This is a genomic window from Brumimicrobium salinarum, from assembly GCF_002844555.1.
Taxonomy (GTDB): domain Bacteria; phylum Bacteroidota; class Bacteroidia; order Flavobacteriales_D; family Crocinitomicaceae; genus Brumimicrobium; species Brumimicrobium salinarum.
Genome location: NZ_PJNI01000003.1, coordinates 134,925 through 157,728 on the forward strand (window position 1 = coordinate 134,925; position 22,804 = coordinate 157,728).

18 protein-coding genes are annotated in these 22,804 nt (G+C 35.9%); 8 read left to right on the plus strand and 10 right to left on the minus strand.

Annotated features, from left to right (window positions below):
* Window positions 1–5: 5 nt before the first annotated feature.
* The 8 genes from CW751_RS04875 to CW751_RS04910 all read right to left on the minus strand — a co-directional run bounded on the left by CW751_RS04875 (window position 6) and on the right by CW751_RS04910 (window position 12,225).
* Window positions 6–452, minus strand: coding sequence for a hypothetical protein (locus CW751_RS04875; RefSeq protein ID WP_101333875.1), 447 nt, complete (start codon window positions 450–452; stop codon window positions 6–8).
* Window positions 453–479: 27 nt separating this feature from the next.
* Window positions 480–1,211, minus strand: coding sequence for an LPS export ABC transporter ATP-binding protein (gene lptB / locus CW751_RS04880; protein ID WP_101333876.1), 732 nt, complete (start codon window positions 1,209–1,211; stop codon window positions 480–482).
* Window positions 1,212–1,279: 68 nt separating this feature from the next.
* A complete protein-coding gene (locus tag CW751_RS04885; RefSeq protein WP_101333877.1) occupies window positions 1,280–3,730 on the minus strand; it encodes a DUF5686 and carboxypeptidase-like regulatory domain-containing protein in 2,451 nt (816 codons plus the stop codon).
* Between the two features lie 210 nt (window positions 3,731–3,940).
* Window positions 3,941–4,750: a twin-arginine translocase subunit TatC gene (tatC, locus tag CW751_RS04890; RefSeq protein ID WP_240612533.1), complete on the minus strand. Its 810-nt coding sequence runs from the start codon at window positions 4,748–4,750 to the stop codon at window positions 3,941–3,943.
* A 152-nt stretch (window positions 4,751–4,902) separates the two neighbouring features.
* Entirely contained in the window at window positions 4,903–8,226 is a 3,324-nt protein-coding gene (locus tag CW751_RS04895) for a T9SS type B sorting domain-containing protein (RefSeq protein ID WP_101333879.1), read from the minus strand.
* A 549-nt stretch (window positions 8,227–8,775) separates the two neighbouring features.
* Window positions 8,776–10,032 (minus strand): M16 family metallopeptidase, encoded by a 1,257-nt coding sequence (locus CW751_RS04900; RefSeq protein ID WP_165779221.1) that lies wholly within the window; start codon window positions 10,030–10,032, stop codon window positions 8,776–8,778.
* The gene (locus CW751_RS04905) at window positions 10,022–11,269 is read right to left on the minus strand and encodes a M16 family metallopeptidase (protein WP_101333881.1); all 1,248 of its coding nucleotides are present in this window, start codon (window positions 11,267–11,269) and stop codon (window positions 10,022–10,024) included. The genes CW751_RS04900 and CW751_RS04905 overlap by 11 nt, the downstream gene beginning before the upstream one ends.
* Complete coding sequence (locus CW751_RS04910) at window positions 11,269–12,225, minus strand: NAD(P)H-dependent flavin oxidoreductase (protein WP_101333882.1); 957 nt, start codon at window positions 12,223–12,225, stop codon at window positions 11,269–11,271. Before CW751_RS04910 ends, CW751_RS04905 begins: the two co-directional genes overlap by 1 nt.
* Window positions 12,226–12,497: 272 nt before the next feature.
* Between CW751_RS04910 and CW751_RS04915 the strand changes: the two genes are divergently transcribed.
* Together CW751_RS04915 and CW751_RS04920 are read left to right on the plus strand one after the other, a co-directional pair.
* Window positions 12,498–12,779, plus strand: a complete 282-nt coding sequence (locus CW751_RS04915) for a type II toxin-antitoxin system RelE/ParE family toxin (RefSeq protein WP_101333883.1) — start codon at window positions 12,498–12,500, stop codon at window positions 12,777–12,779.
* 17 nt (window positions 12,780–12,796) lie between these two features.
* Complete coding sequence (locus CW751_RS04920) at window positions 12,797–13,084, plus strand: HigA family addiction module antitoxin (RefSeq protein WP_101333884.1); 288 nt, start codon at window positions 12,797–12,799, stop codon at window positions 13,082–13,084.
* A 109-nt stretch (window positions 13,085–13,193) separates the two neighbouring features.
* On the opposite strand, the gene lgt is transcribed toward CW751_RS04920, so the two are convergent.
* Together lgt and CW751_RS04930 are read right to left on the minus strand one after the other, a co-directional pair.
* On the minus strand, window positions 13,194–14,027 hold the full coding sequence (gene lgt, locus CW751_RS04925; protein ID WP_101333885.1) for a prolipoprotein diacylglyceryl transferase: 834 nt from the start codon (window positions 14,025–14,027) through the stop codon (window positions 13,194–13,196).
* Between the two features lie 86 nt (window positions 14,028–14,113).
* On the minus strand, window positions 14,114–15,943 hold the full coding sequence (locus CW751_RS04930; RefSeq protein WP_101333886.1) for an AAA domain-containing protein: 1,830 nt from the start codon (window positions 15,941–15,943) through the stop codon (window positions 14,114–14,116).
* A gap of 293 nt (window positions 15,944–16,236) precedes the next feature.
* On the opposite strand from CW751_RS04930, the gene CW751_RS04935 reads away from it, so the two are divergent.
* From CW751_RS04935 to CW751_RS04960, 6 genes are all read left to right on the plus strand, one after another.
* Window positions 16,237–16,908: a phosphoglycolate phosphatase gene (locus CW751_RS04935; protein WP_165779222.1), complete on the plus strand. Its 672-nt coding sequence runs from the start codon at window positions 16,237–16,239 to the stop codon at window positions 16,906–16,908.
* A complete protein-coding gene (locus tag CW751_RS04940; protein WP_101333888.1) occupies window positions 16,909–18,342 on the plus strand; it encodes an FAD-dependent monooxygenase in 1,434 nt (477 codons plus the stop codon).
* Between the two features lie 720 nt (window positions 18,343–19,062).
* Window positions 19,063–20,808: a cbb3-type cytochrome c oxidase subunit I gene (locus tag CW751_RS04945; RefSeq protein ID WP_101333889.1), complete on the plus strand. Its 1,746-nt coding sequence runs from the start codon at window positions 19,063–19,065 to the stop codon at window positions 20,806–20,808.
* Between the two features lie 4 nt (window positions 20,809–20,812).
* Window positions 20,813–21,826 (plus strand): cbb3-type cytochrome c oxidase subunit II, encoded by a 1,014-nt coding sequence (locus CW751_RS04950; protein WP_101333890.1) that lies wholly within the window; start codon window positions 20,813–20,815, stop codon window positions 21,824–21,826.
* 55 nt (window positions 21,827–21,881) lie between these two features.
* Window positions 21,882–22,145, plus strand: coding sequence for a hypothetical protein (locus CW751_RS04955; RefSeq protein ID WP_101333891.1), 264 nt, complete (start codon window positions 21,882–21,884; stop codon window positions 22,143–22,145).
* Complete coding sequence (locus CW751_RS04960; protein WP_240612534.1) at window positions 22,135–22,560, plus strand: cytochrome C; 426 nt, start codon at window positions 22,135–22,137, stop codon at window positions 22,558–22,560. The genes CW751_RS04955 and CW751_RS04960 overlap by 11 nt, the downstream gene beginning before the upstream one ends.
* The last annotated feature ends 244 nt before the right edge of the window (window positions 22,561–22,804 follow it).

Genomic DNA, 22,804 nt, shown 5'->3' on the forward strand with positions numbered 1-22,804 from the left:
AAAAGTTATTTTTTATCTATATCAAAAACCGCAGTATAATTTGATGGAACTTTAGAAGTTAATACCCAATTACTAATCGTTGTAGTGTTTGAACAAGTTGAACATTCCGTAATTTGAATACTATAGGTAACCACTTCATTTTTTGCATCCATTGAAACATTCCTGTCATAACCTGAACTACAGGAAGATGAAGTAACTAAGGAAAACACAGAGTATTTTGAATAGTCAACAGGAGTATAAGATTGACCTCCGTTCAAACTCATCTCTATTTGTTGGTCTGGATAATCAGCGGCAGAAGCTACAAACAGTCCACCTTGCGGTGCATTTCCAATTACACGAACGATGGCGTCCTTTATAATCAAACCTGATTCGCTATTTGAAGGATCACATTTTTTACAAGAAGTAGTAAACGTAACGAGTACAATAACAAAAAAATAAATTAGCTTCTTCATAACTCTTTTCAATATTTATATAAATAACTATGTTTTTTTTCTAAGTTCAAAATTTTGACCCAAATAAACCTTCCTAACTTGCTCATCTGCTGCCAATTCCTCAGCAGTTCCAGCTTTTAGTATACTACCCTCAAAAAGTAAATACGCACGATCGGTAATCGACAATGTTTCTTGCACATTGTGGTCTGTAATTAAAATCCCAATATTTCTCTTTTTCAAATCCGCTACAATAGACTGAATATCTTCAACAGCAATAGGATCAACCCCTGCAAAAGGCTCATCTAACAAAACAAATTTTGGATCGGTTGCCAAAGCCCTAGCAATTTCAGTTCTTCTTTTTTCACCACCAGAAAGCGCAGAGCCTTTGTTTTTTCTAACGTGATTTAACCCAAACTCACTAATAAGTTTTTCTAATTTATTTTTTCGTTCTGTTTTATTCAGCTTTGTCATCTCCAATATCGCCATGATATTGTCTTCAACGCTTAATTTCCGAAAAACTGACACCTCCTGTGGAAGATATCCTACTCCCAATTGAGACCTTCTATACATCGGTAATTTAGTAATGTTTTCATGATCTAAATGGACAGTCCCATCATCAGGTGTAACCAATCCTACTATCATGTAAAAAGAAGTGGTTTTCCCTGCACCGTTTGGACCCAACAAACCTACTATTTCACCTTGGTTGACTTCAATAGAGATACCTTTAACCACCTTTCGGTTTCGGTATGACTTGGTAATATTTTTAGTAAATAGCTTCATTTCTTAAAAGGTCTACTAAATTAATATAAAGAAATAACATCTTTGTCTTTTCATTAGGAAAAACTTCTTTAAAAACGAATCGTAAATTTCGCACGAATTCCCACAGGAGCATCCCCTTCACGCAGGTGAGTCATTCTCCATACAGCATCTACACGAAAAACCTTAAAGATATTCTCTATTCCGATTGCACTTTCAACATAAGGTGTATTACCAAAAGGAATGGTATTATCAGGGATCATCATTACCGTTTTTTGCTTGTCAGAAAGTTCTCCCCAAACAGACTTTGCTGATGCCACCAAACGCCATTTCAACTTTCTAACTAAAGGAATACGATCGAAAAACAATCCATTAAAGTGATGTTCTGCTGTTGCTCCGACATAACGATCAGAAATAAACTCAAAGTAATCCATTCGGTTATGTGCCGCAGATTGAAACCAATAGGTTTGTGATCCTTCATGGATTTGCAACAATGGGTATGCTGCTTGACCAAAATAAATTCCACCATAAACTTCATAAAACAGTTTACCAAAAACACCTAATTTGGGGCTGTGCTTCATTTTTAATTCAAGTTTTTGATATTCATAATCGGAACCAAGTATTCCTTTTATACCTAACACACCTTCAAGACTGAAGATTGGATATTTGGAACCTATAGAAATACGATCAAAAGTTCCCGAAATAAACTCTTCATTTTTCGCGTATCTGATTTTTAAAGAAGTTTCGAACGTACTAATATCATTAATGTGGTGATAACTTATTGATGAAGTTGGAACACGAAATTGAGTTGCCCCCAAGGCTGTTAAATTTTTCCATTGTCCACCTACGGTAAAAATAAAGGACTTTCCTATGTCTTTTTCTAGTCGAACGCCAAATTTCTCTACCAATGTTAACTGTGTTAATGGGCGTGTTCTCAATAAAGACCCAAATGCTGCATCGATATCTTCGGCATTATCTCCTAACCCCAACTGTTTTACATCATAATCGTAAAAAAGATTCAACATCCCTCTTTTTTTCGGAGTAATATTATAGCGTATTCCTCCTCCGTATTTGAAATTTTGGTCTAAATAACCATACGCAACTTTACCAGACAATTCTATTCTCTCACTAAAATCGTTAGAAGTCCTCAACTGTATCTGATTTCTAAAACCTTCAACAGTATTGTAACTAATTAAGCTTTTTATATTTCCTAACTCTACTTTTCCGAGCGGATAAAACCCAGTAGTGGCTAAAAAAGTCAAGTTTTTAAAGGCTTTAAATAATGGAACTTCGTTTAGAGAGTCGATCATAACATCAATATCCTCCTCTTGTTTATTTAAAGGAACATGTCTATGCTTTTTCCAATACGCCTCATCTCTATCCTCTGCACCATCTTCAATGACGACATTCTCACTGGTTTTATAAAAATCAACTGGATGTGGTTTATTGATAACAAAATCTTTTCTTGTTGTTAGTTTTCGTCCATAAAAACCGAGAAGTTTAGATTTTTCGTACACTTTTAAGTCCACTATCAATCGATCGTAGGTAAGCATCCAGACTTCGTCTTCTACTTGGTTGAACATTTGCTCTAAATAAAAACCGTTTACATAGTTGATATTTGCATCATCAGCTACGGAGGCTGTCCATTGTTTAACCGCATAAGTTGTATCATGAATCCACATTTCCCCTTCGAAAGTAAGGTCTCCTTTTCTCTTCGGTTTGAATGTTAATTGATAACACCATTGGTTATCAATAAACATACTATCTGTTAATCTAAATCGATAATAGCCCATTGCAAAATTGGCGATTGGACTGATAAAAGATTTGTCGAAAATACCGATATAGTTATCATAAACATTGATATCTTGATACATTTCACCTAAAAACTGATTTACTTCAAGATTCTCCACCCCAGTTATACGTGAAGCTTTTACGACCTCTTTTTTCTTTTTAGGATTAGTTCTGTAATAATATTCTGACAAAGATTCGGTGAGAATAAGTGGTAAATACTGCCCTCCATTCATGGTGTCTAAATACTCCATCACGACATCTAAGTTTTGGACGATCTTACGGTCTGAAAATTTATCTCCTATATTATTGAGGTCTAACTGTATTTTGTTGTAAGATTCATACTCATAAGATGTTAGTTTTGCTTTATTATTGATGTTTTTATTTCTAACTACGCGACGGTGTAAAATCGTAGACGGTTTTTCATCAGGTGCACGAATAACAACCTCTTCTGTTATTTGCGTAACTGGCCCTAATTGAAAGTTAATTTCCTGTGTTTTATCTTTTACTACTGCCACAGTTTGTGACGCAAAACCAGAAGCTCTAACAGTTAATGAATCTGTTGCATAATAAGATGAAAGCATAAATTTTCCATCGAGGTCCGTTTCCGTTCCAATTTTTGAATCCTTAAAAAACACACTTGCAAACGGCACAGGCTCTCCTGTTTCTTTTTCAGTTACGAGACCTGAAACACCTGTTTTTTGAGCGTATATATTTATGTGGACTAAAAGTAATATAAGTAGGCTCCATCTCATTGACAGCTAAAATAAACAAATTCAAAAGATAAATGAGATACTAAATAAATATATTAAATATTTTTAAGTTTTTTCTGAGGATAAAATCATTTTTGGATTTTCTCACCCGACAATTATAGCAAATTTAAACCAGGTTGTTCATCAAAAGCATTTCAGGTTAAAACGTTGTAATTTAGTTAAAGGTGACTCTTTTCTATCACTTATCAATGACTAAACACGTTCTCTTTTTAATCGATTCTTTTCAACACGAGCGCTAATCAAAATCCCAATTTCATAAAGTATAATTATTGGAATGGAGACAATCACTTGTGATATAAAATCAGGAGGAGTGATTAAAGCCGATAATATAAGAACGCCTACAATTGAATGTTTCCTATATTTACGTAAAAACTCAGGGGTAAGAATACCTATTTTGGTTAAAATATATACAATAACAGGCAATAGAAAAAGTAGTCCAGTGAAAATTACACTTGAAATAATTAATGACATGAAGGAGCCAATCATCCATATATTTTCAAATTCATTAGCGAGTGAAAAGCCACCAAAGAACTGAATACATAGAGGTGCAACAACGATATATCCGAAAACAACACCTAGTAAAAATAAAATGGTTACAAAGAAGGTAATTCCATTAACCACACTTTTCTCGTTGGCCCTTAAGCCTGGTTTTACAAAAGCCCATAATTGATAAAAAACAAATGGAAATGCAACAATAAATCCGCCTACGAAAGACATTAAAAGGGCGTAGGAAAATTGAGAACCCACTTTATTAGACTGAAACTTAATGGGAATCTCTCCAATGCAAATGTTAAGGTAATCGCACATAAAACGGAAAGAAACAAAATCTGGTTTAGTCATCGCGATAAAAAGGTTTTGAATAAGCCACTCCTTAAAAAACCACATTACAACAGCAAATACTAAAATAGCAATGACCGCTTTTACGATTCTCCATCGCAACTCCTCTAGGTGTTCGAGGAATGACATTTCATTTTCTTCCTGACTTTCCATAATATGTTGCAAAAATACTGTATTTTCTTATGAAATCAATTAAAAAGAATAACATTCGAAATCTTGATTAAGCTGATTCAGTAAAACAATAAAAATCTAAGGATAAAATGATATGTTACATATTCACAATTGAGTCCATATAAAGTAACGTTCAATTATAAATATTAATCTACCGATCTATAATCTAAAAGCGTGACATGTCCATGTTTTATAATAGCTATTCCTTCACCATTCCTCATGGATAAGCGGTAAACATATACACCTTCTCTAGCTATTCGTTTTTGTCCTTTTAATTGTCCGTTCCATCCTTCGTTAGGGTTTTGCGTTTCAAAAATCACTCTTCCATAGCGGTCATATACCTCAAAAAGATAATCCGTAACTTGATGCTGACTCGTTTCTGGTTTGAAAATAGGATTATGTCCCCCTACTGTAAAAGCATTGGGAATAAAAACCTTTGGCTGTATAACTCCACAAACAATATTGCTATAACTTCGTTCTTCCATACCATAAGCGTTACTTGCCTCATTAGCGACTACCAGGTAACATATTTTCCCATCGTCATACGTCCCAATATTACTCACTGAATCTGTATAAGTTCTCACATTATGTGGTAATGTTGCGATTGGAGCTGTATCAAAACTTCCATCAATAGAACGATACAAGGTGTAATTATTTATATTCCCAATAAAATCCTCATATCCTGACCACTGAAGTACATGTACTTCTCTTTCTTCGTTTGTAATAACATTTAACAAAATAGTTCTTCCTTGATTTGAATAACCTAGCGCTTGATTACACGTATCAATAACCTTAGTTCTGTAAGTATAACTGTATTTATCTGTTTCTACATCAGCATCTATAAACTTCACTACTTCGGTATTATTGACTGGCTTTTCATCAATTTTTTCAAACGTTGAACTTCTTTGATTAAATCGTTCCAATTGAACAAAATCACCACCCTCGCCATAAGAAATATTGTGTTTTATGAGCACTTCATCTTCTCGCACTGTTGCTACACTCAAATAAGACATTTCTGGCCCTGTTTCTCCAGCAAACTCAAGCGTATCCATATTAGAGAATGCTGTTTCTCCATTTTTAGAAATGCTCTGAACTACGGCAACAATCTGATCACCAGGCTGGATATCAATGCTAATATCATTCGTATTGGTTTGTCCGCCTTGCGTCCAAGCAGATCCGTTTTTCTTAATAAATAACAGATGTTCTTCAATTTCATCAAAACCAATATATCCAGACCACTCAAACTTAGCTAAACGCGCGCAAACATCAATAGATGACGATAAAAAGTTAGTAGTATGCGGATTAGCCTTTGCTGACGTTTGATAGGTAGGCGGAATATTTGAAGTATAACATGAATCAAAAGCAGCAATAGAATATTCGTAAGGTCCTTCACTTGGATTTTGAAAATGTGTATAACTCGTATTCGGTCTTCCCCAAACGGTATCAATCTCGACTAAATTACCATTTGGATCTGTCTGATAAACCACATATCCATAGGTGTCTTCCTGTCTATTTTCATCCCAAGAGACCGTAATATTACTATTTAAAGTATCAATATCAACTGAAGTAATCAATGGAATATCTGGAACTATTTTATCTTCAAAAACATCAGACACCTGATTACTTGAAAAGTCGCAGTTGCTTGTTTTAAGTACGATTTGATAACCTAGAGTTTCTTGACATACAGATATTGTATCTTTATAAGTTGTGGTGCTATAGGGAACAGAATCAATTAACGTCCATGTTCCAACAGGAAATTCTCGATAAATATAAAAATCATCATGATAAGCTGTTTTCTGGCTACTGTAAGGCTGATTCCATTGAAGAATGGCTTCCCCTGTTCCTGGATTATTTAAGTCTAAGAATATATTGCTTATTGTATCGGAAGAACTTTTGGTCAAACCATCGCAACCCGACAAGGTGTTTATGTAGAATTGTTGTTGCGATCCAACACTCGTCGTAATCGAAGTGCTATTAATATTGTTTTCAGTTTGAATAAGTCCACCATTAACCGTGTTTATTTCATATCCATCAAATGTACCAAAAGGGTCAGTAATTGAAGTCCAATTCACAGTAGCATTGCCAGAAGCATCGGTTGTTATACAGGTGATTTCAGGCGCGGGCAATACATCTTTATTCTTCAAAGTAATCACAACCGTAGCATATCGTACCTTAGGAATAGGACAATAATCATCTTCTATTTTAAACACAAATACATAAGGTACAGTACTACGTGCACTCCCTGTTGCATCAACTAAATGATTACAGCTAGTTTGCCAATCAAACTCAAGCGTAGCATTATTTATAGCCGTTATTGAGGGATTATCTAATGTTGCGCATGGCGTAATAATACAACCATTATTAGGATCTGAAAATCCATTTCCATAAATTAATCCTGAAGGTGTTATGGTAATAGACTGTGGATTTCCGTCTTGGAGTAAATCAGTATCAGTAGCATCAATTTGAAAATTAATAGCATCTCCAGCAAAAATTTCAGTTTCAAAAGATGTTCCACCTGCAAAAGGAGGTGTCACTGTTGGTGCATTATTATTACCACTACACGAGGCAACAATAAACTGCATTTCACGCTCAACCGTGGCTATTTTCTGTCCATTTCGATAAGCATCAACCATAACTTTTACAATAAAGTTTCCTTGTGTAAAAGACTTAAATTGAATCCGACCATTTTCATCATTTAATGTGGCTGCTTGATTATTGGCATTTATATTGGCATCTGGTGTAGGATTGTCAAAGCTAAAGCCTGGTTCGAAAAGCACAGGTGCTGGACTTGTTGGAGGTGTATATATTCCACTAGGAAAATAATCTAAAGGTTTCCCCCACCTAAAATGAAGCGAATCGAGGTCAGTATCTACCGCATTGGGATTATAATCGTAATCATCTCCAGTACAACTCACAAAGTAAGGCGACTGCAAAAAAGTAGGTGAATTATCAATACAACCTCCTGTCGCTCCTTGTATTGGAAACATTGAGGCTGTAAGCGTAATTCCATAAGAAGTAGGGTTTTGTATATTGGTAAGCGCACCACTTCGAGAGAAATTCTGAAAAGTAAAATGCCACCCTTCATTTGGCGGCACACCAATAATAGTGATGGGCGCACTGCGATAGGTTACTTTTTCAATTGCTCCAATACCATTACCTCCAGATACCCCAGTGCCGCAATCAAAAGGAGTATTTCCAGCAGCAGCTGTACAATTTGGAGAAATATCCGTTCTACTTACAAAATCAACTTGAATTGAATTCAGCGTTGGATGTCCCCAAACATCAATCGTTTCAAAATTGGCATCGACTTCAAAACCATTACAATCTCTGTAAAATACCAATTCAAAAATGTAATCTCCGCTCCCCTGACAACTCCATGTAATCTCACCTCCCATACTATGTGTAGCATAGCTATTTGGAAGACAAAAACCGGTAATCAATAACAATAGAAAAAGAATTTTCTTAAACATGAAGTATAAACGTAATTTATGTGCTAATAGTATAACGTAAAAATAAGTATTTCGTTGCCCAATAGATATATTTTGTATTTGTTTTTTTACAATTGCTTTAACTCGAGTTATTAACTTCGTTTCGAGGCTCTGAGCTTACCGAGATGAACTAGCAAGCTCGGTTCATGAGATTATTTCGTATTTTAGAATGAGAAACCTGAATTTAACTTTCTATTTCACGCTTCCACAATATGGTGAGTTACAAGGTCAACGCCCGTGAAGTTAAAGAATAATTTAAAAGCCGTTTAAACGGCTGGTTGTTCAGAGAGAAGCTTTATTGATTGAAAAATGTTCTATTGAAAAACCATTTCATTAATTAGATTTGAACAAAGCTAACCATTTTTAACAGATTCCATTGGTGAGGGATTCATCCCTTACTAATGGAAACTATGAGCAATCCCTGAGTGGTTTTAACCACTTATTTTATAAAGTTAGTTATCCCTATTTTCAGTTAATAAATAACAATACAAACTAAGGGGGCTGCTGCGAGATTCCATCTCGTAGCCGAACTCACCCCGCACAAACCACAACAAAGTCCTCCCAATTCAAGTATCTATTCGCCAACTCTTTTAATTCTTCCGCTGTAACCTCTTTCACTTGCTTGATAAAATCATCGTAATACGAAAAATCTAACCCGAAAGTCTCTACTGAAATGAATCGATCCATCATGGCTTGCGCTCCGTCAGATTGTTCTAAAATTTGACCGATGATGTAGTTTTTTACTAAATCGAGTTCTTTTTTACTGACTTCTTCCGTTTGTAAAAGTGTGATTTCCTCTTGAATCGCTTCGAGTGTCAAGTCTTTGAACTCTTTTCCGACTTCGGTGCTGATAAAGAAATAACCCGTTTCGGATAGTTGTGCAACGCCCGAACCAATTCCATACGTATACCCTTTGTCTTCGCGAATAGAAGTCATTAATCGACTGCCGAAATAACCGCCCAAAATGGTGTTCACTACACTGAACTTGATAAAATCGGTGTGTTGTTTGTTGAATAAAACCCTACCCACACGAATTGCGGTTTGAACGGCTTGGTCTTTTTCTATGTGAATGTTGTTTGGCGAATAACTATAGTCGTAATCGAAACTGGTGATTTCTTCTTTTTTGAATTGTTCTCCAAGCGATTGAATAGTTGCTAAATCTTGATCATCTATAGCTCCAACAATGCTGATGTACTTTAATCCTTTTAGGTATTTCTCTTTGTGAAATTCAATTAAATCACTTTGTTCGATGTGATCATAATCTTCCAATTGCACCAAATCTCCGTAAGGCGAATTTTGCATTAAATCACTGATAAAAGCACGTCTAGCTTGAGTAGAAACCTTTTCCAAAGAAATGGCCATTTTCTTCTTTTTGGATTGTAAAAGTTGCTTGATTTCTTTAGGATTAAAATTGACATTCATTATGGCATCAACCAATGTCTCAGCAATACTTACAATGTGTTCTCTTAAACCAATTACAGAAATTTTTGCTTTTTCTTTGGTTATTTCCACCCCGTTAAATCCTCCTAAAGCGTCTATGGCTTCTTCTATTTCGTCACTGCTTTTATCGTGAGTTCCAGAAAGTAATAAATCGCCTGTCAATTGCGCAATGATTTTTGAAGTTTTTAAACTTCCTGCGTCAAAAACAAAGTCAATGCGTACTGTTTCATCGTTGGTTTTACGAATGGCGTACAACTTTGCTCCGTTTTGTAAGGTGATGATTTCTGGAGATTGAAAATCGATATGGCTAACTGTGGATGTTTTCGGTGCAAGTGTTCTATTCATCATTCTTTTTCGCTTTAATAATGAGTTGTGTACAATTCGTTTTTTGTAAAATGTTTTGAGCATGGGTTTGAATTCCCTCGACGTTTACTTTTTCGTATTCTTCTGTTTCTGTATTGATGAGGTTTGCATCGCCCAACAATTCATTCATGCACAAAGCAATACTGGTGTTCAAAACGCCTTGCTCAGAAAATGCTTTGGTGGTTTTTACCTTATTGATGATTTTTTCTAATTCTGAAGCTTCAATTGGAGTAGATTTTAATTCCTCTAACACCTTCCAAATTTCAGTATCAATTTCTTCTAAAGTTGTACCATCACTTGGATGAACTGATAACATCAATAGACCAGGATCCATTGATCCCATAACATAGGCATTGATCTCTGTTACCAATTCTAGTTCTTTTTTTAATCGCTTATACAAACGGGAAGATTTTCCTCTTCCCAGTACATCAGAAATTAAATCGGCTTCGTAATATCCTTGTTGACCTTTTCCAGCCATTTTAAATCCGTAGGTGTAAAGATCAGAAGGCACTTCTCTTTCAATGGTTTTTGTCCTGAATTCTGTTTGCTTTGGCTCTTGTGGTAAATTCCTCACTTTCTTTTCTCGTGCAGGAATATCGCCATACCATTTTCCGACCAGTCTTTTTACTTCCTCCAATTCCAAGTTTCCAGCAATACACAAAATGGCATTTCCCGGATGATAATGCGTGTGGAAAAAATCTTTCACTTCTTCCATGGTCGCTTCTTCGATGTGCTCGATGTTTTTCCCAATAGTTGCCCATTGATAAGGATGCACTTTATAGGCCAAAGGACGGAATTCAAGCCACAAATCACCATAAGGCTGATTCAAATAGCGTTGTTTAAACTCTTCGATAACTACGCTTCTTTGCACTTCGAGGCTTTTGTCGGTAAACGCCAAAGAAAGCATACGGTCGCTTTCCAGCCACAAAGCTGTTTCGATATTCTGCACCGGAACAACATCGTAATAATTCGTCATGTCGTTGCTTGTAAAAGCATTGTTGTTTCCTCCTGCCTCTTGCAAAGGACCATCGAAATTGGGGATATTAATAGACCCGCCGAACATTAAATGCTCAAATAAATGAGCAAATCCTGTTCTTTCTGGAGATTCATCTCGTGCGCCTACGTCGTATAAGGTGTTTACCACCGCCATTGGTGTGGTTACATCTTTATGGAAAATGACCCGCAAGCCATTGTCGAGTTCAAAACGTTCAAATTTTACCATTAAAACTTAAATTTTGCATTTGTATTTTGTGCTGATAATGCAGCTTTGAAGTCTGTAACAATCTCCTCCACAATTTGTGCGGCAGGAAGTACTTCATTGATAAGACCTGAAACTTGTCCTATTTCGAGTTCTCCTTCGTCTAAATCTCCTTCAAACATTCCCTTTTTAGCTCGACCGCGACCAAGAAGATCAATCAATTCATCCACAGACTTGCAGTCGGTGTAGGCTTCCACAACCTGACTATAAAAAGCGTTCTTAATCAAACGAACAGGAGTAATTTCTTTTAAGGTCAAAATCGTATCTCCTTCTTTCGATTCAACTACGGTGTTTTTAAAATTATCGTGCGCTGAAGATTCTTCAGAAGCCACAAAACGACTTCCAATTTGAACGGCGTCTGCACCTAAATTCATAGCAGCCAACATTCCTGCACCGTTTCCAATTCCTCCTGCGGCAATCACGGGAATATTTACTGCTTCCCTCACCATAGGAATTAAACAAAAAGTAGTGGTTTCATCTTTTCCGTTGTGTCCGCCTGCTTCAAAACCTTCCGCCACAACAGCATCAACTCCTGCTGCTTCAGATTTTTGTGCAAATTTCACACTCGAAACCACATGAACGACTTTTATACCGTGATCTTGCAAATGTTTTGTCCAAGTTTTTGGATTTCCAGCCGAAGTAAAAACGATAGGCACTTCGTGTTTGATAATCGTTTCAATATGCTTGTCGATATCCGGATATAGCATTGGTAAATTAACAGCAAAAGGTTTGTCCGTCGCCTCCTTGCATTTACGCACATGTAAATCCAAAATTTCAGGATACATACTTCCCGAACCGATAATTCCGAGTCCGCCCGCATTAGAAACAGCTGCTGCCAATTCCCAACCCGAACACCAAATCATCCCGGCTTGAATGAGTGGATATTCTATATTAAATAATGAAGTGATTCTATTTTTCATAAAATGATATTTTTCTAATTTTATTGAAGAATGTAAAGTTATTAGGAATATTTTGAAAAAGGGTATGAAAAAGGGAGAAAGAAAGGGAGAGGGAGAGAAAGATTGGAAGTATTAGAGTTAGAGGTTTAAGCTGGTTAAGTAGGAAGTAGGGGTGCAGATTTAAACTCTACATTTGCTAATAGGAAGTATTCCCTTATAAAGTTAATGACATCTTTTTATGTCAGAAATAATTTTTATACTTATCTTTGACGTTAGTAACGTTCATCGTAATTATGATTATTTCATTTGGTACAAAAGAAACAGAAAAGATTTGGGACGGAATTCGTGTTAAAAAAATGCCCATTGAAATTCAAAAAGTTGGACGTAGAAAATTAAGAATGATAAATAACTCTGAGGATTTGAATGATTTAAGGATTCCGCCCTCGAATCGTTTAGAGAAGCTGTCTGGAGATCTAAATAATTATTTTAGTATAAGGATAAACAGACAATGGAGAATTATATTTCAGTGGGAGAACGGAAAAGCAAGCGAAGTTCAAATCATTGATTATCATTAAAATTAAAATAGAATACAATGGAGAAATTATCAAACATACACCCCGGAGAAGTTTTAAAAGAAGAGTTTTTAATTCCGCTAAAACTATCGGCTTATAAACTGTCAAAAGATATAAATGTACCGCAAACACGAATCTCAGAAATCATTAATGGACGAAGAAGAATAACCGCAGATACTGCATTGCGTTTAAGCAAATACTTCGATAATTCTCCAAGATTCTGGCTCGGACTACAAGAAGATTACGATTTAGAAGATGCAATCAACAATCTAAAGACAGAATTGGATAAGATAAAAAGTTTTAATTGAAGCGATACTGCTATACTCTTAAAATGATTCTCCTGTTTATTCAATTAAAAGCGCATGTACGGACGTTTTGAAAAACGTCCTTTCGTCCTTAAAGCAAAGCTAATAAAAATCACTCCTTCTTAGGATTCAACTTCTTTCCCATTGCCAACAAGACAATCACAATTCCAGCGATCACAAAAGGAACGCTCAACCACTGACCTGTGTTAATAATCAATCCTGCATCTCTTTCGGCTTGTCCTACTTTTACAAACTCTACGATAAAACGCCATCCGAAAATAAAAATCAAGAACAATCCAAACAAGAATCCGCTTTTCTCCTTGATTTTCGTTTTCCAGTAAAGACTCAGTAGAATAATGAAGCTAAAAAGATATCCAATCGCTTCATAAAGCTGTGCAGGGTGACGATAAACATGCACCATTTCACCATCTACTTCTACCAAGTTATTGATACTTTCATGCATAAACATAAAACCCCAAGGTAAATCTGTGGGTTGACCAATAATCTCATGATTCACTAAGTTTCCAAGTCGAATAAAACAACCTGCAATGGCAATCGGTGCAACGATACGATCCAGAATCCACCACATCGATTTTTTAGTCACTACTTTACTGTAAATGAAAAGCGCAATCAATATAGCAATAGCGCCACCATGACTCGCTAATCCACCCTCCCAGACTTTAAGAATGTCAATCGGGTTTTCTTTATAAATGTGCCAATCATAAAAGAAAACGTGCCCTAATCGAGCCCCAACAATGGTAGCAATTACAACATAAATCAATAATTTATCTAACCATGCTTCTGGAATACCTTCATCTTTAAACATGCGTTTAATTACGTAAAAGCCAATGATTAGTCCCGTAACAAAAAGTAATCCGTATAAATTTGGTGTGCTCCAACCGTCAATCAGTTGCGAGGTCATATTCCATTCTATTCCTAATATCACAATGTGTATTTTTTAATTGTGGTGGAAAGATACTTTTTTTATGGGAAAGAACGTCTAGTATTTATAAAAAATCAATTTACTGTGACTTAGTAAATCAATTCAAACACACTCCTGTATCCGCCAACTTCCTCAGCGTATTCAACGAATTCCTTGTAAAATTGATCATTTGCCAAAGTAGCTGAATCTCCAATCACAACTAGCTTTTTCTTTGCTCTTGTGAGTGCCACATTCATTCTTCGGTAATCTTTTAGAAATCCGATTTTCCCCTCGGTGTTACTTCTCACAAGACTTAATATTACGACATCGGCTTCTTGACCTTGGAATGAATCAATCGTGCTAACTGATATTTCTTTGAAGGCTTCTTTTGCCAATTCCACTTGACTTGAATAAGGAGAAATAAATACAGCAGATTGTCCCTTTACTATCCAATTTTCAGCGTTTTCTTCAACGATTCTTAATTCCTCAGGATTATTGGTACTTCTACTGTTTTCCTGTTTTTTCTCGTCAAATCCAGCCCCAGCAGTATCATAATAAATCAATGAATCCGGCAGTGAGTCAGCCGCAGAAGACAGTTTTCCATCGTAGAAATAACGAGAGGAAAACCCAGCAATTTCTGGTGTCATTCGGTATTGAATCCCCAAGAGATTGCTTGAAACCTCTGAGTTCATTGCGTGTTCAAGAACAGAAGTTGACAGTCCTTTTCGAGCAGCTTCTTCGCTAATAATCGTTGGTGGAAGTTGTAAATGATCTCCACTCAAAATCGCACGATTGGCTTTTTCTAATACCAACCAAGCCATGGGTTCTATGCATTGGCCAGCTTCATCTAAAAAGGCCACATCAAAAGTTTGCTCTTTCAACAATGGATCGATTAATCCAATGGGTGTTCCTAAAATTACATCAGCTTCCTTATAGAATTGGGACAAATAATAAGTAGACAAAGACTTAATTTCATCGCGAATAGCATAAACTTCCTTAAAAAGTAGTTTTCTTTGTTCCCGTTCTGATTTTCCAAAACTACGTTTATATTGATGTGCCATTTTGCGGAATTCAGCAGCTTGAATTTTTAATCTTTTAATTTTCTTACTGTATTTGTCCTGACTCATAATTCCAGCTGGCGTGTGTTCCCAAACCTTTTGATTGACTTTAGCCGTATTTCCTAAACGCAGCACTTTCAGTCCATTATTTAATAATTGTTGTGCCAAATGATCCACCGCGGCATTACTTGGAGCTGAGGCAACTATGCTCTTCCCTTGTTTTCTTAATTCTTGAATTAAAGCAACAATAGTTGTCGTTTTTCCAGTGCCTGGAGGTCCATGAATCAATTGAAGTGGTAAATCACACAAGCCATGTTCAACTGCCAATTTTTGATAAGCATTCAAATCAGGAAGTTTTAAAGACTTTACATCAGTCTGCTCCAAAGGTTTTTGCTTTTTTAGACCGTGAACAATCTCAAATAATTCAGTTAATCTCTTATTCTCTCCCTTTGAAATGCGTTTCAACACACCATGCATTTGTTGGAAAGTTCGATTATCCGGCAATCTTTTAATGCCAATTCCTTTCTCATCAATCCAATCTGGAAAATCGTCTGTGTAAAGCAAAACTTCAGCTTTACGTTCAGCAATAGACAGTAACTGACCATTGCAAATATCATCGGTATTAGGTAAAAAAACAGCCACTGGAGTTCCCTCACTAAAAAATGCGCGATTCACGCCACCTTCAGCATGAAAGGAAACGGTAATCACTGGCTGATCAGTATATCCAAAAGATTTATTTTGAATTTTTACAGGATGCAAAATAGCACCTTCTTTTCTTAGTTCTTTTAAAGAAACATCTTTTTCAAACCATTTCTTCTCTTGTTCCTCCTCTTCGAGACGCAAAAGAGATCTTATTTCCTGAATAAGGGATTTTACCTCCATTGTTGTTTTTTTGGTCAAACAAAATTAATAAAACTTGTTACTTTGAATGGGGTGGGAGTTTTTGGATTGTGGAGGTGCAGATACTTTCCAAAATAAACACAATTCACAAAACTTTTATGTTCTCCTTTTGTTCTTTGTCATACAAGATGGTTAGGGATAAGCATTGCAGGCATTCAATTAAAATAAAAATAAGGTAAAGAAAAGCTATTCTTATTCAAATTGAAGCTTACTAATTCAATGTTAGGAATTCTGTTTCTCCTAAAATATTCCCCATCTTTGCAAAAATGGACATTGTGAATTTTAAAGATAAAGAACTTATAATATTTGATTTTGACGGAACGCTCATTAATAGCATACCCGATCTTACTTTGGCAATAAATAAAATGTTGTCGCATTTCAAATTTTCTACTTTAACGATAACAGAGGTTACACCTTTTATTGGAAATGGTGCGAAACCTTTAGTTAAAAGAGCTTTGGATGCAGCAATGAAAAAAGAAGGTTCAATTGAAGTCGATTTTAAAGAAGCATTTGACATTTATTTAGCCGCTTATAAAGAGATTACTTGCAAAGACACGTTTATGTATCCTGGCGTTTTAGATACACTTAATTATCTCAAGGAAAAAGAATACAAAATGGTCATTTGTACAAATAAACCTATGGAATTTGTTGAGCCTATTTTGGACACGCTAAAGATTAAAGATTTCTTTCAATTGTGGATTGGTGAGAATTCTTTAGCAGAGAAAAAACCAAGTGCTTTGCCTTTGCTTCATTTAGTAGAAGAAATGAATTCTAGCATTGAGAAAAGTATCATGATTGGAGATTCTAAGAATGATATTCTTGCCGCCCAAAATGCCAAAATGGACAGTATTGGCGCTACTTATGGATATAATTACAATGAAAACATTTCAGATTACAAGCCTACAATGGTCTTAGACAATTTTACAGATTTACAAAAGTCTTTCTAGATGAATAAAGTGTACAAAGTTGGAATCGTTGGTGGTGGAGTTTCTGGAGCAGTAACAGCTTTAGAGTTGGACAAATACGGGATAGACAATGTACTTTTCGAAAAGGAAAGTAGTGTTGTTAATGGACCGCCGTTTTGCCATCTACACGCTGGAGGGAATTTGTATCCTGACATTTCGGACGAGCAATGCCGTATTTTAATGAAGCAATCCATTGAAATGGCACGTTTATTTCCTCAATCTATAGATGAACGTCCTACCTTTATAAGTATTCAAAAATCACAGAAATACAGCGTCGAAGAGATTCAAGATCGTTTAAAAATGTTGGTCAACTATTATAAAAGTCTGATTGAAGAAGATTCCGAAAATGAAATACTCGGTGCTCCAGAAGACTATTATAAAACATATTCTAAAGCAGACCTTGTCGAGTTATATAAAAACGATTACTCTGAAAATCCAACAACGCCAGACCAATGGATGACTAATGCCATAAAGTTCATCGATTACGAACAAGTAAAAACGCCGGTTACCCTAGTACAAGAATTTGGATGGAACCTATTTAGATTGGGAGCACAAGCCCAACTTGCATTAAAAAAAGCTGAAAACAGTCTGCTAAAAACCAACACCAAAGTTCAATCAATAAAAGATGTTCGAGACAAGCAGGTTGACCACAATTGGGAAATTCATACCAAAAATGAGATTTTTAAGGTCAACTATTTGGTAAATGCCAGCGGTTTTAAAACAGGAAAAATTGATGAATCTTTACATATAAAATCGGAGAGACTGATAGAATTTAAGGCGGCTTATGTTTCAAAATGGGAACCTATTGCAGGATTAATTCCCGAACTTATTTTTCATGGCGAACGCGGAACTCCCAATGGAATGGTGCAACTGACACCATACAGCGGTGACTATTACCAAATTCATGGAATGACAAAAGACATTACTTTGTTTAAAGATGGATTGATAAAATCTAGAGATAATGAAGCGCAACCTCACTTTAATGATGAAATTAACCAAAAGCTAATAAAAGGTTGGGATAGCGAAGATGTTAAAACGCGTACAGAAAAAGCGATTAACTCTGTTGCTAAATTTGTTCCCTCGTTTAAATCTGCTAAGGTTGGTGGTCCACCGCTTTTTGGAGCGCAACAAATCCCAGGAAAAGATGAAACGTTGAGAGTTGGAGAAGTGAGTTTTCCTTACCCTTCTTATGCGAGAAGCGAAATTGTAAAAGCATCTTCAGCATTAACTGTAGCCAATCAAATCATTGATAAGATTCAAGAAGAAGAAATTGTGCCTTTCATTTCAGAAAGAACAAATCTAAATCCGCTATTGGCGAGTATTTCTAAAAATGAAATTGATAAAATGGCCGCTCAATTGGCGCTTAGCAGAAGTTACCCAGAGGCTTTATCAAGATTAGTAATAGAACGAGATTAGATTTTTAGTAATTGGGCTACCAAGTTAGGTCGTTAACTCTTTATGTTGCAAATTGTAATCGATAAATTACAATTTTTCCATTGTGAACACACGTAATAAATTGATTTGTAAAGATTTCTCGTCGCCCCGAGTTCTCGGGACTCTGTCGAAATGACAGGATTGAAGAGATAGATGGAAAAAAAGAGGAAAAGCTACGCTTTTCCTCTTTTTTTCCTATACCAACCCTAAAGTGAATGTCATTTCGATCATCCCTAAAATCTTTGATTTTTGGGATGGAGAAATCTTTTAGAAATAGTGATTAATTACCGACTAATCTTGGTAACTCAATTTAATAACTTGAATTGAACACCCAATTTACGGTGTCAATCCTTCAAATCTTAAAGTATTTAGAGTTTCTAACTAAGCACCAAAAACTTCGGGAAACTTCAAAAATATTGCAGAATCTAAATCCTAAAAGTTGAGCAAGATCCCTTACCATTTGCCTTTTTTCCTCACCTTTAATTCACACTCTACCCTGTTTTACAACATCCTCCCTTCTTCTCTTTCCACTTCAATCCTGACCTACATCATATTTTAACACTTCGCAACAACAAGATAGTCAACTCATTAAAGATAAAACCTGTTTTAAATCATATTTTTTATCCAACTTATTTAGAATGATTCAATTTAATTTCTACATTTGCCAAATAAAAGACAAATTTATCCTTTATTAAAAATTGTATGGAAGATTCAAGTATTTTTAGTCAAGCGGGAATAATCATCACCGTGTTTTTAATTGCCGTTCCAGTCCTTATTGCTACTGTAATCGCAGTAATGCGCGGAAGAGGTGTGCTTCAAGATCATCAAGATGAGAAAGAACTGAAAAAGTTTAGAAAACGTCTCCGTAAAATGTCACCTGAGGAGATTGAAAAACTGAAAGAACGCAAGAAGGAACTAGAATATCAATTGGAAAATGATGAGTTGTCAGGCAAGTCAGCTCCTAAAGACAGTAAAGGTCTTATCGACAATGTAGCATCAGCAGAAGAATTGAAGTTTATAGAAACCAAGAAAAAAGCCATTCCAAGACCGAATATAGAACCCAAACTTACACGTTTAATTTTATGGTTCTTGGCAACAGCTATTTTCTGGTTAGTGCTAGGAACAACAATTGGGGAGTATTTGGGAATCAAATTCGTAGCTCCTGATGTAGATCAAGTGAGTTGGTTAAGTTTTGGTCGTTTACGTCCTGTTCATACCAACATGGTTTTTTGGGGCTGGGCTTCTCTTGCCATGATAGGCTTAGCTTACTATGTTGTTCAACGGGTAAGTAATGTGCGTGTTCACAGTTTAAAAATCGGTTTTTATTCCCTAATTCTCATTAACGCTTCTGTAATTATTGGAAGCATTTGTCTAATGGCAGGAATCAACAATGGTGGTGGAGAATACAGAGAATACATCTGGCCGGTGATGGCTTTATTTGGTGTAGGCGTTTTTATTTCTCTGTTAAATTTCTGGAAAACAATTGCCAATAGAAAGAAAAAGGAAATCTATGTTTCTAACTGGTACATTGTTGCAGCAATGATGTACGTTTTAGTTATCGCATTTGTGGCTTACTGGCCAACATGGCAAACAGGTTTAGGCGAAACAATTGTTCAAGGTTATTACATGCACCAAGGAGTTGGAATGTGGTTTATGCTGCTCACCTTAGGATTAATGTACTACTTTTTGCCGCAGCAACTCAATAAGCCAATTTACTCTTACAGTTTAGGAATCTTGGCATTTTGGACACAGATTTTATTTTACACATTGATTGGAACACATCACTTTATTTTCAGTGCAATTCCATGGTGGTTACAAACAGTTGCAATTGTGGGAAGTATGGGAATGGTGATTCCTGTAATTGCTGGAACAACTAACTTTTTGATGACTTTTAAAGGTTCATGGCATAAACTTTCAAGTAGTTATACGCTTCCCTTCTACCTCATCGGAATTATATTTTATTTCACAGGTTCATTACAAGGAACTGCAGAAGCTTTTCGTTTTACCAACCTGATTTGGCACTTTACAGATTTCACAGTTGCTCATTCACACTTAACCATGTACGGCATCATTACTTTTATGTTATGGGGCTTCATTTATACCCTAGTTCCGCGACTCACAGGAAAAGAACCACCACAAATTATAGTAGGAGCACATTTTTGGTTAGCACTCATCGGACTCATGTTCTACACCGTTCCATTAATGTATGGTTCAACCTTACGCGGTATCATGTGGATGGACTTAAAGCCATTTATTGAAAGTGTTGAGATGATGGCGCCTTACTGGTTATGGAGAGCAATTGGAGGTTCATTAATGTGGCTTTCTCACTTGCTCTTTGCTTATAATTTTTATGTAATGGTAAAGAAAAGAATACGCAAAAAAGTACCAAAATCACCCGTTGAGATTTTAAAAGCAAAAGAACAATTAGATAAAAACATAAACTATTAAGCAGATGGACTTTTTCGACAATCATAAAAAATTATTCAGAACTGCTTTAGCGCTGTTCTTGGGATTAACGCTCATCGTTGCGATTTTACCCGCCATAAATAATCAGAAAAATAATGCTCCACTTCCTGGCTCTGCTCCATTGACAAAGAATGAACATGCAGGAAAAAAGAGTTTTATTGCAAACGGTTGTGTGGCATGTCATACACAACAAGTGAGAAACGTAGACATGGACAAGGTCTTTGGCGATCGACCTGGAATTCCAGCAGATTATGCCCGAATAGAAAGAGAAGACTTTTGGAGAAATACTGCAACCTTAATGGGAACAGAAAGAACAGGTCCTGATTTAACCAACGTAGGAAAACGTCAGCCTTCTATGGCTTGGAATTTACTGCATTTGTATCAACCCAGAGCGGTAGTGGAAACATCGATTATGCCCGCTTATCCGTGGTTATTTAAAGTAAAGAAAAACGCCGATACTTCTGATATTACGATAAATGTTCCCGATGAATACAGAAAAGGAATTCAGGGAGAAATTGTAGCAACACAAGAAGCACTTGACTTGGTGGCGTATTTACAAAGTTTAAAGCAAACGCCATTGCCTACAGGCAAAAAACCAATGAAATTTTTATACAAACGTGAAAAGCCGAAAGTGGCAAATAACGCAGCTTCAAGTGGAGATAATTTACCCGATGGAGGAAAACTCTACGCAGCAAATTGTCAGGCTTGTCACCAAGCAAACGGAGAAGGTTTAAAAGGCGCGTTTCCTAGTTTAGTAGGTAGTCAAGTTGTTCTAGACGACGACATTGAACTTTTTGTGGACATTATCATGAACGGTTACAACGCACGTGAAGAGTACGCAGTAATGAATGCCGTTGGAACAGATAACAATTTAAGTGCAGAAGAGGTTACAGCTATAATCAACCATGAGCGAACAAGTTGGGGGAATGATGCTGATCCAGTTACGCTTGAAGAAGTGCAAAAAATTATGGAGTTTTTGAAATTAACCTCAGAAAAATGATTGAATTCGTAATTCGTAATTCGTAATTCGTAATTCGTAATTTAAAAATAATAAGATGAAGAAACAATATTGGATTTTACTGATTTTAATAGGATTTGCACAAGTGAGTTTGGCCTGTCCAGTTTGTGAGCGACAACAACCAAAAGTTACGATGGGATTAACGCATGGTGCGGGACCTGGAAGCAATTGGGATTGGGTCATTATTGTATTCATGACAATTTTAACATTACTGACGCTCTATTTCTCCATAAAATTCTTGGTTAAGCCCGGTGAAAAAGGAAAAGACCATGTTAAGCAATCCATTTTGAATGAACAATAAATTAGAAAAGATGAAAAATGATCCGTGTAAAGTACGCCTTTTTATCGATGATGATGAACAGCCCATTGCAGAATTAAATACGCCTGTTCAATTTGAATTGGACACCAGTAAACTCATAGATGGTGAGCACACTTTGCGTATTGTAGGAAAATCAATCAATGGTCGAGAAGGTATAAGAAAAATCAATTTTATTGTTAGAAACGGTCCTGCCATCGACATTGAAGGCATCAGCGAGAACAAGGTTGTCGACGGTACGCTCCCTTTAATGATTAACGCTTACGATAAAGGAGATTATAACAAGTTTGTAATTGAAGGATCTGAAACGCCGAAAAGTATTCCGAGTTGGCTTTGGATAATTCTAATTGCATTTGTAGGCTGGGCAGCATTTTACTTGATTACTTATTTCAATATATAATTTTTAAAATGAGATAAAGATGTTTAAAAAGTGAATCAATCCAGACAATATGTTTGTCATACTTTAATTGTTTGGTTTTTTGTTCCTCTTCAGTCGTAAAGATTGAAGAGGATTTTTTTTAAACAATTTGAAATAAACCTAAAATTAGAATAGAGTCAGGTAGTTTCAAAATAAATATTTTTTTATTCAAAGGGACTTCTACCGTTATTAAAATCTCTATATTTGGACGAATAAATCAGTGAAT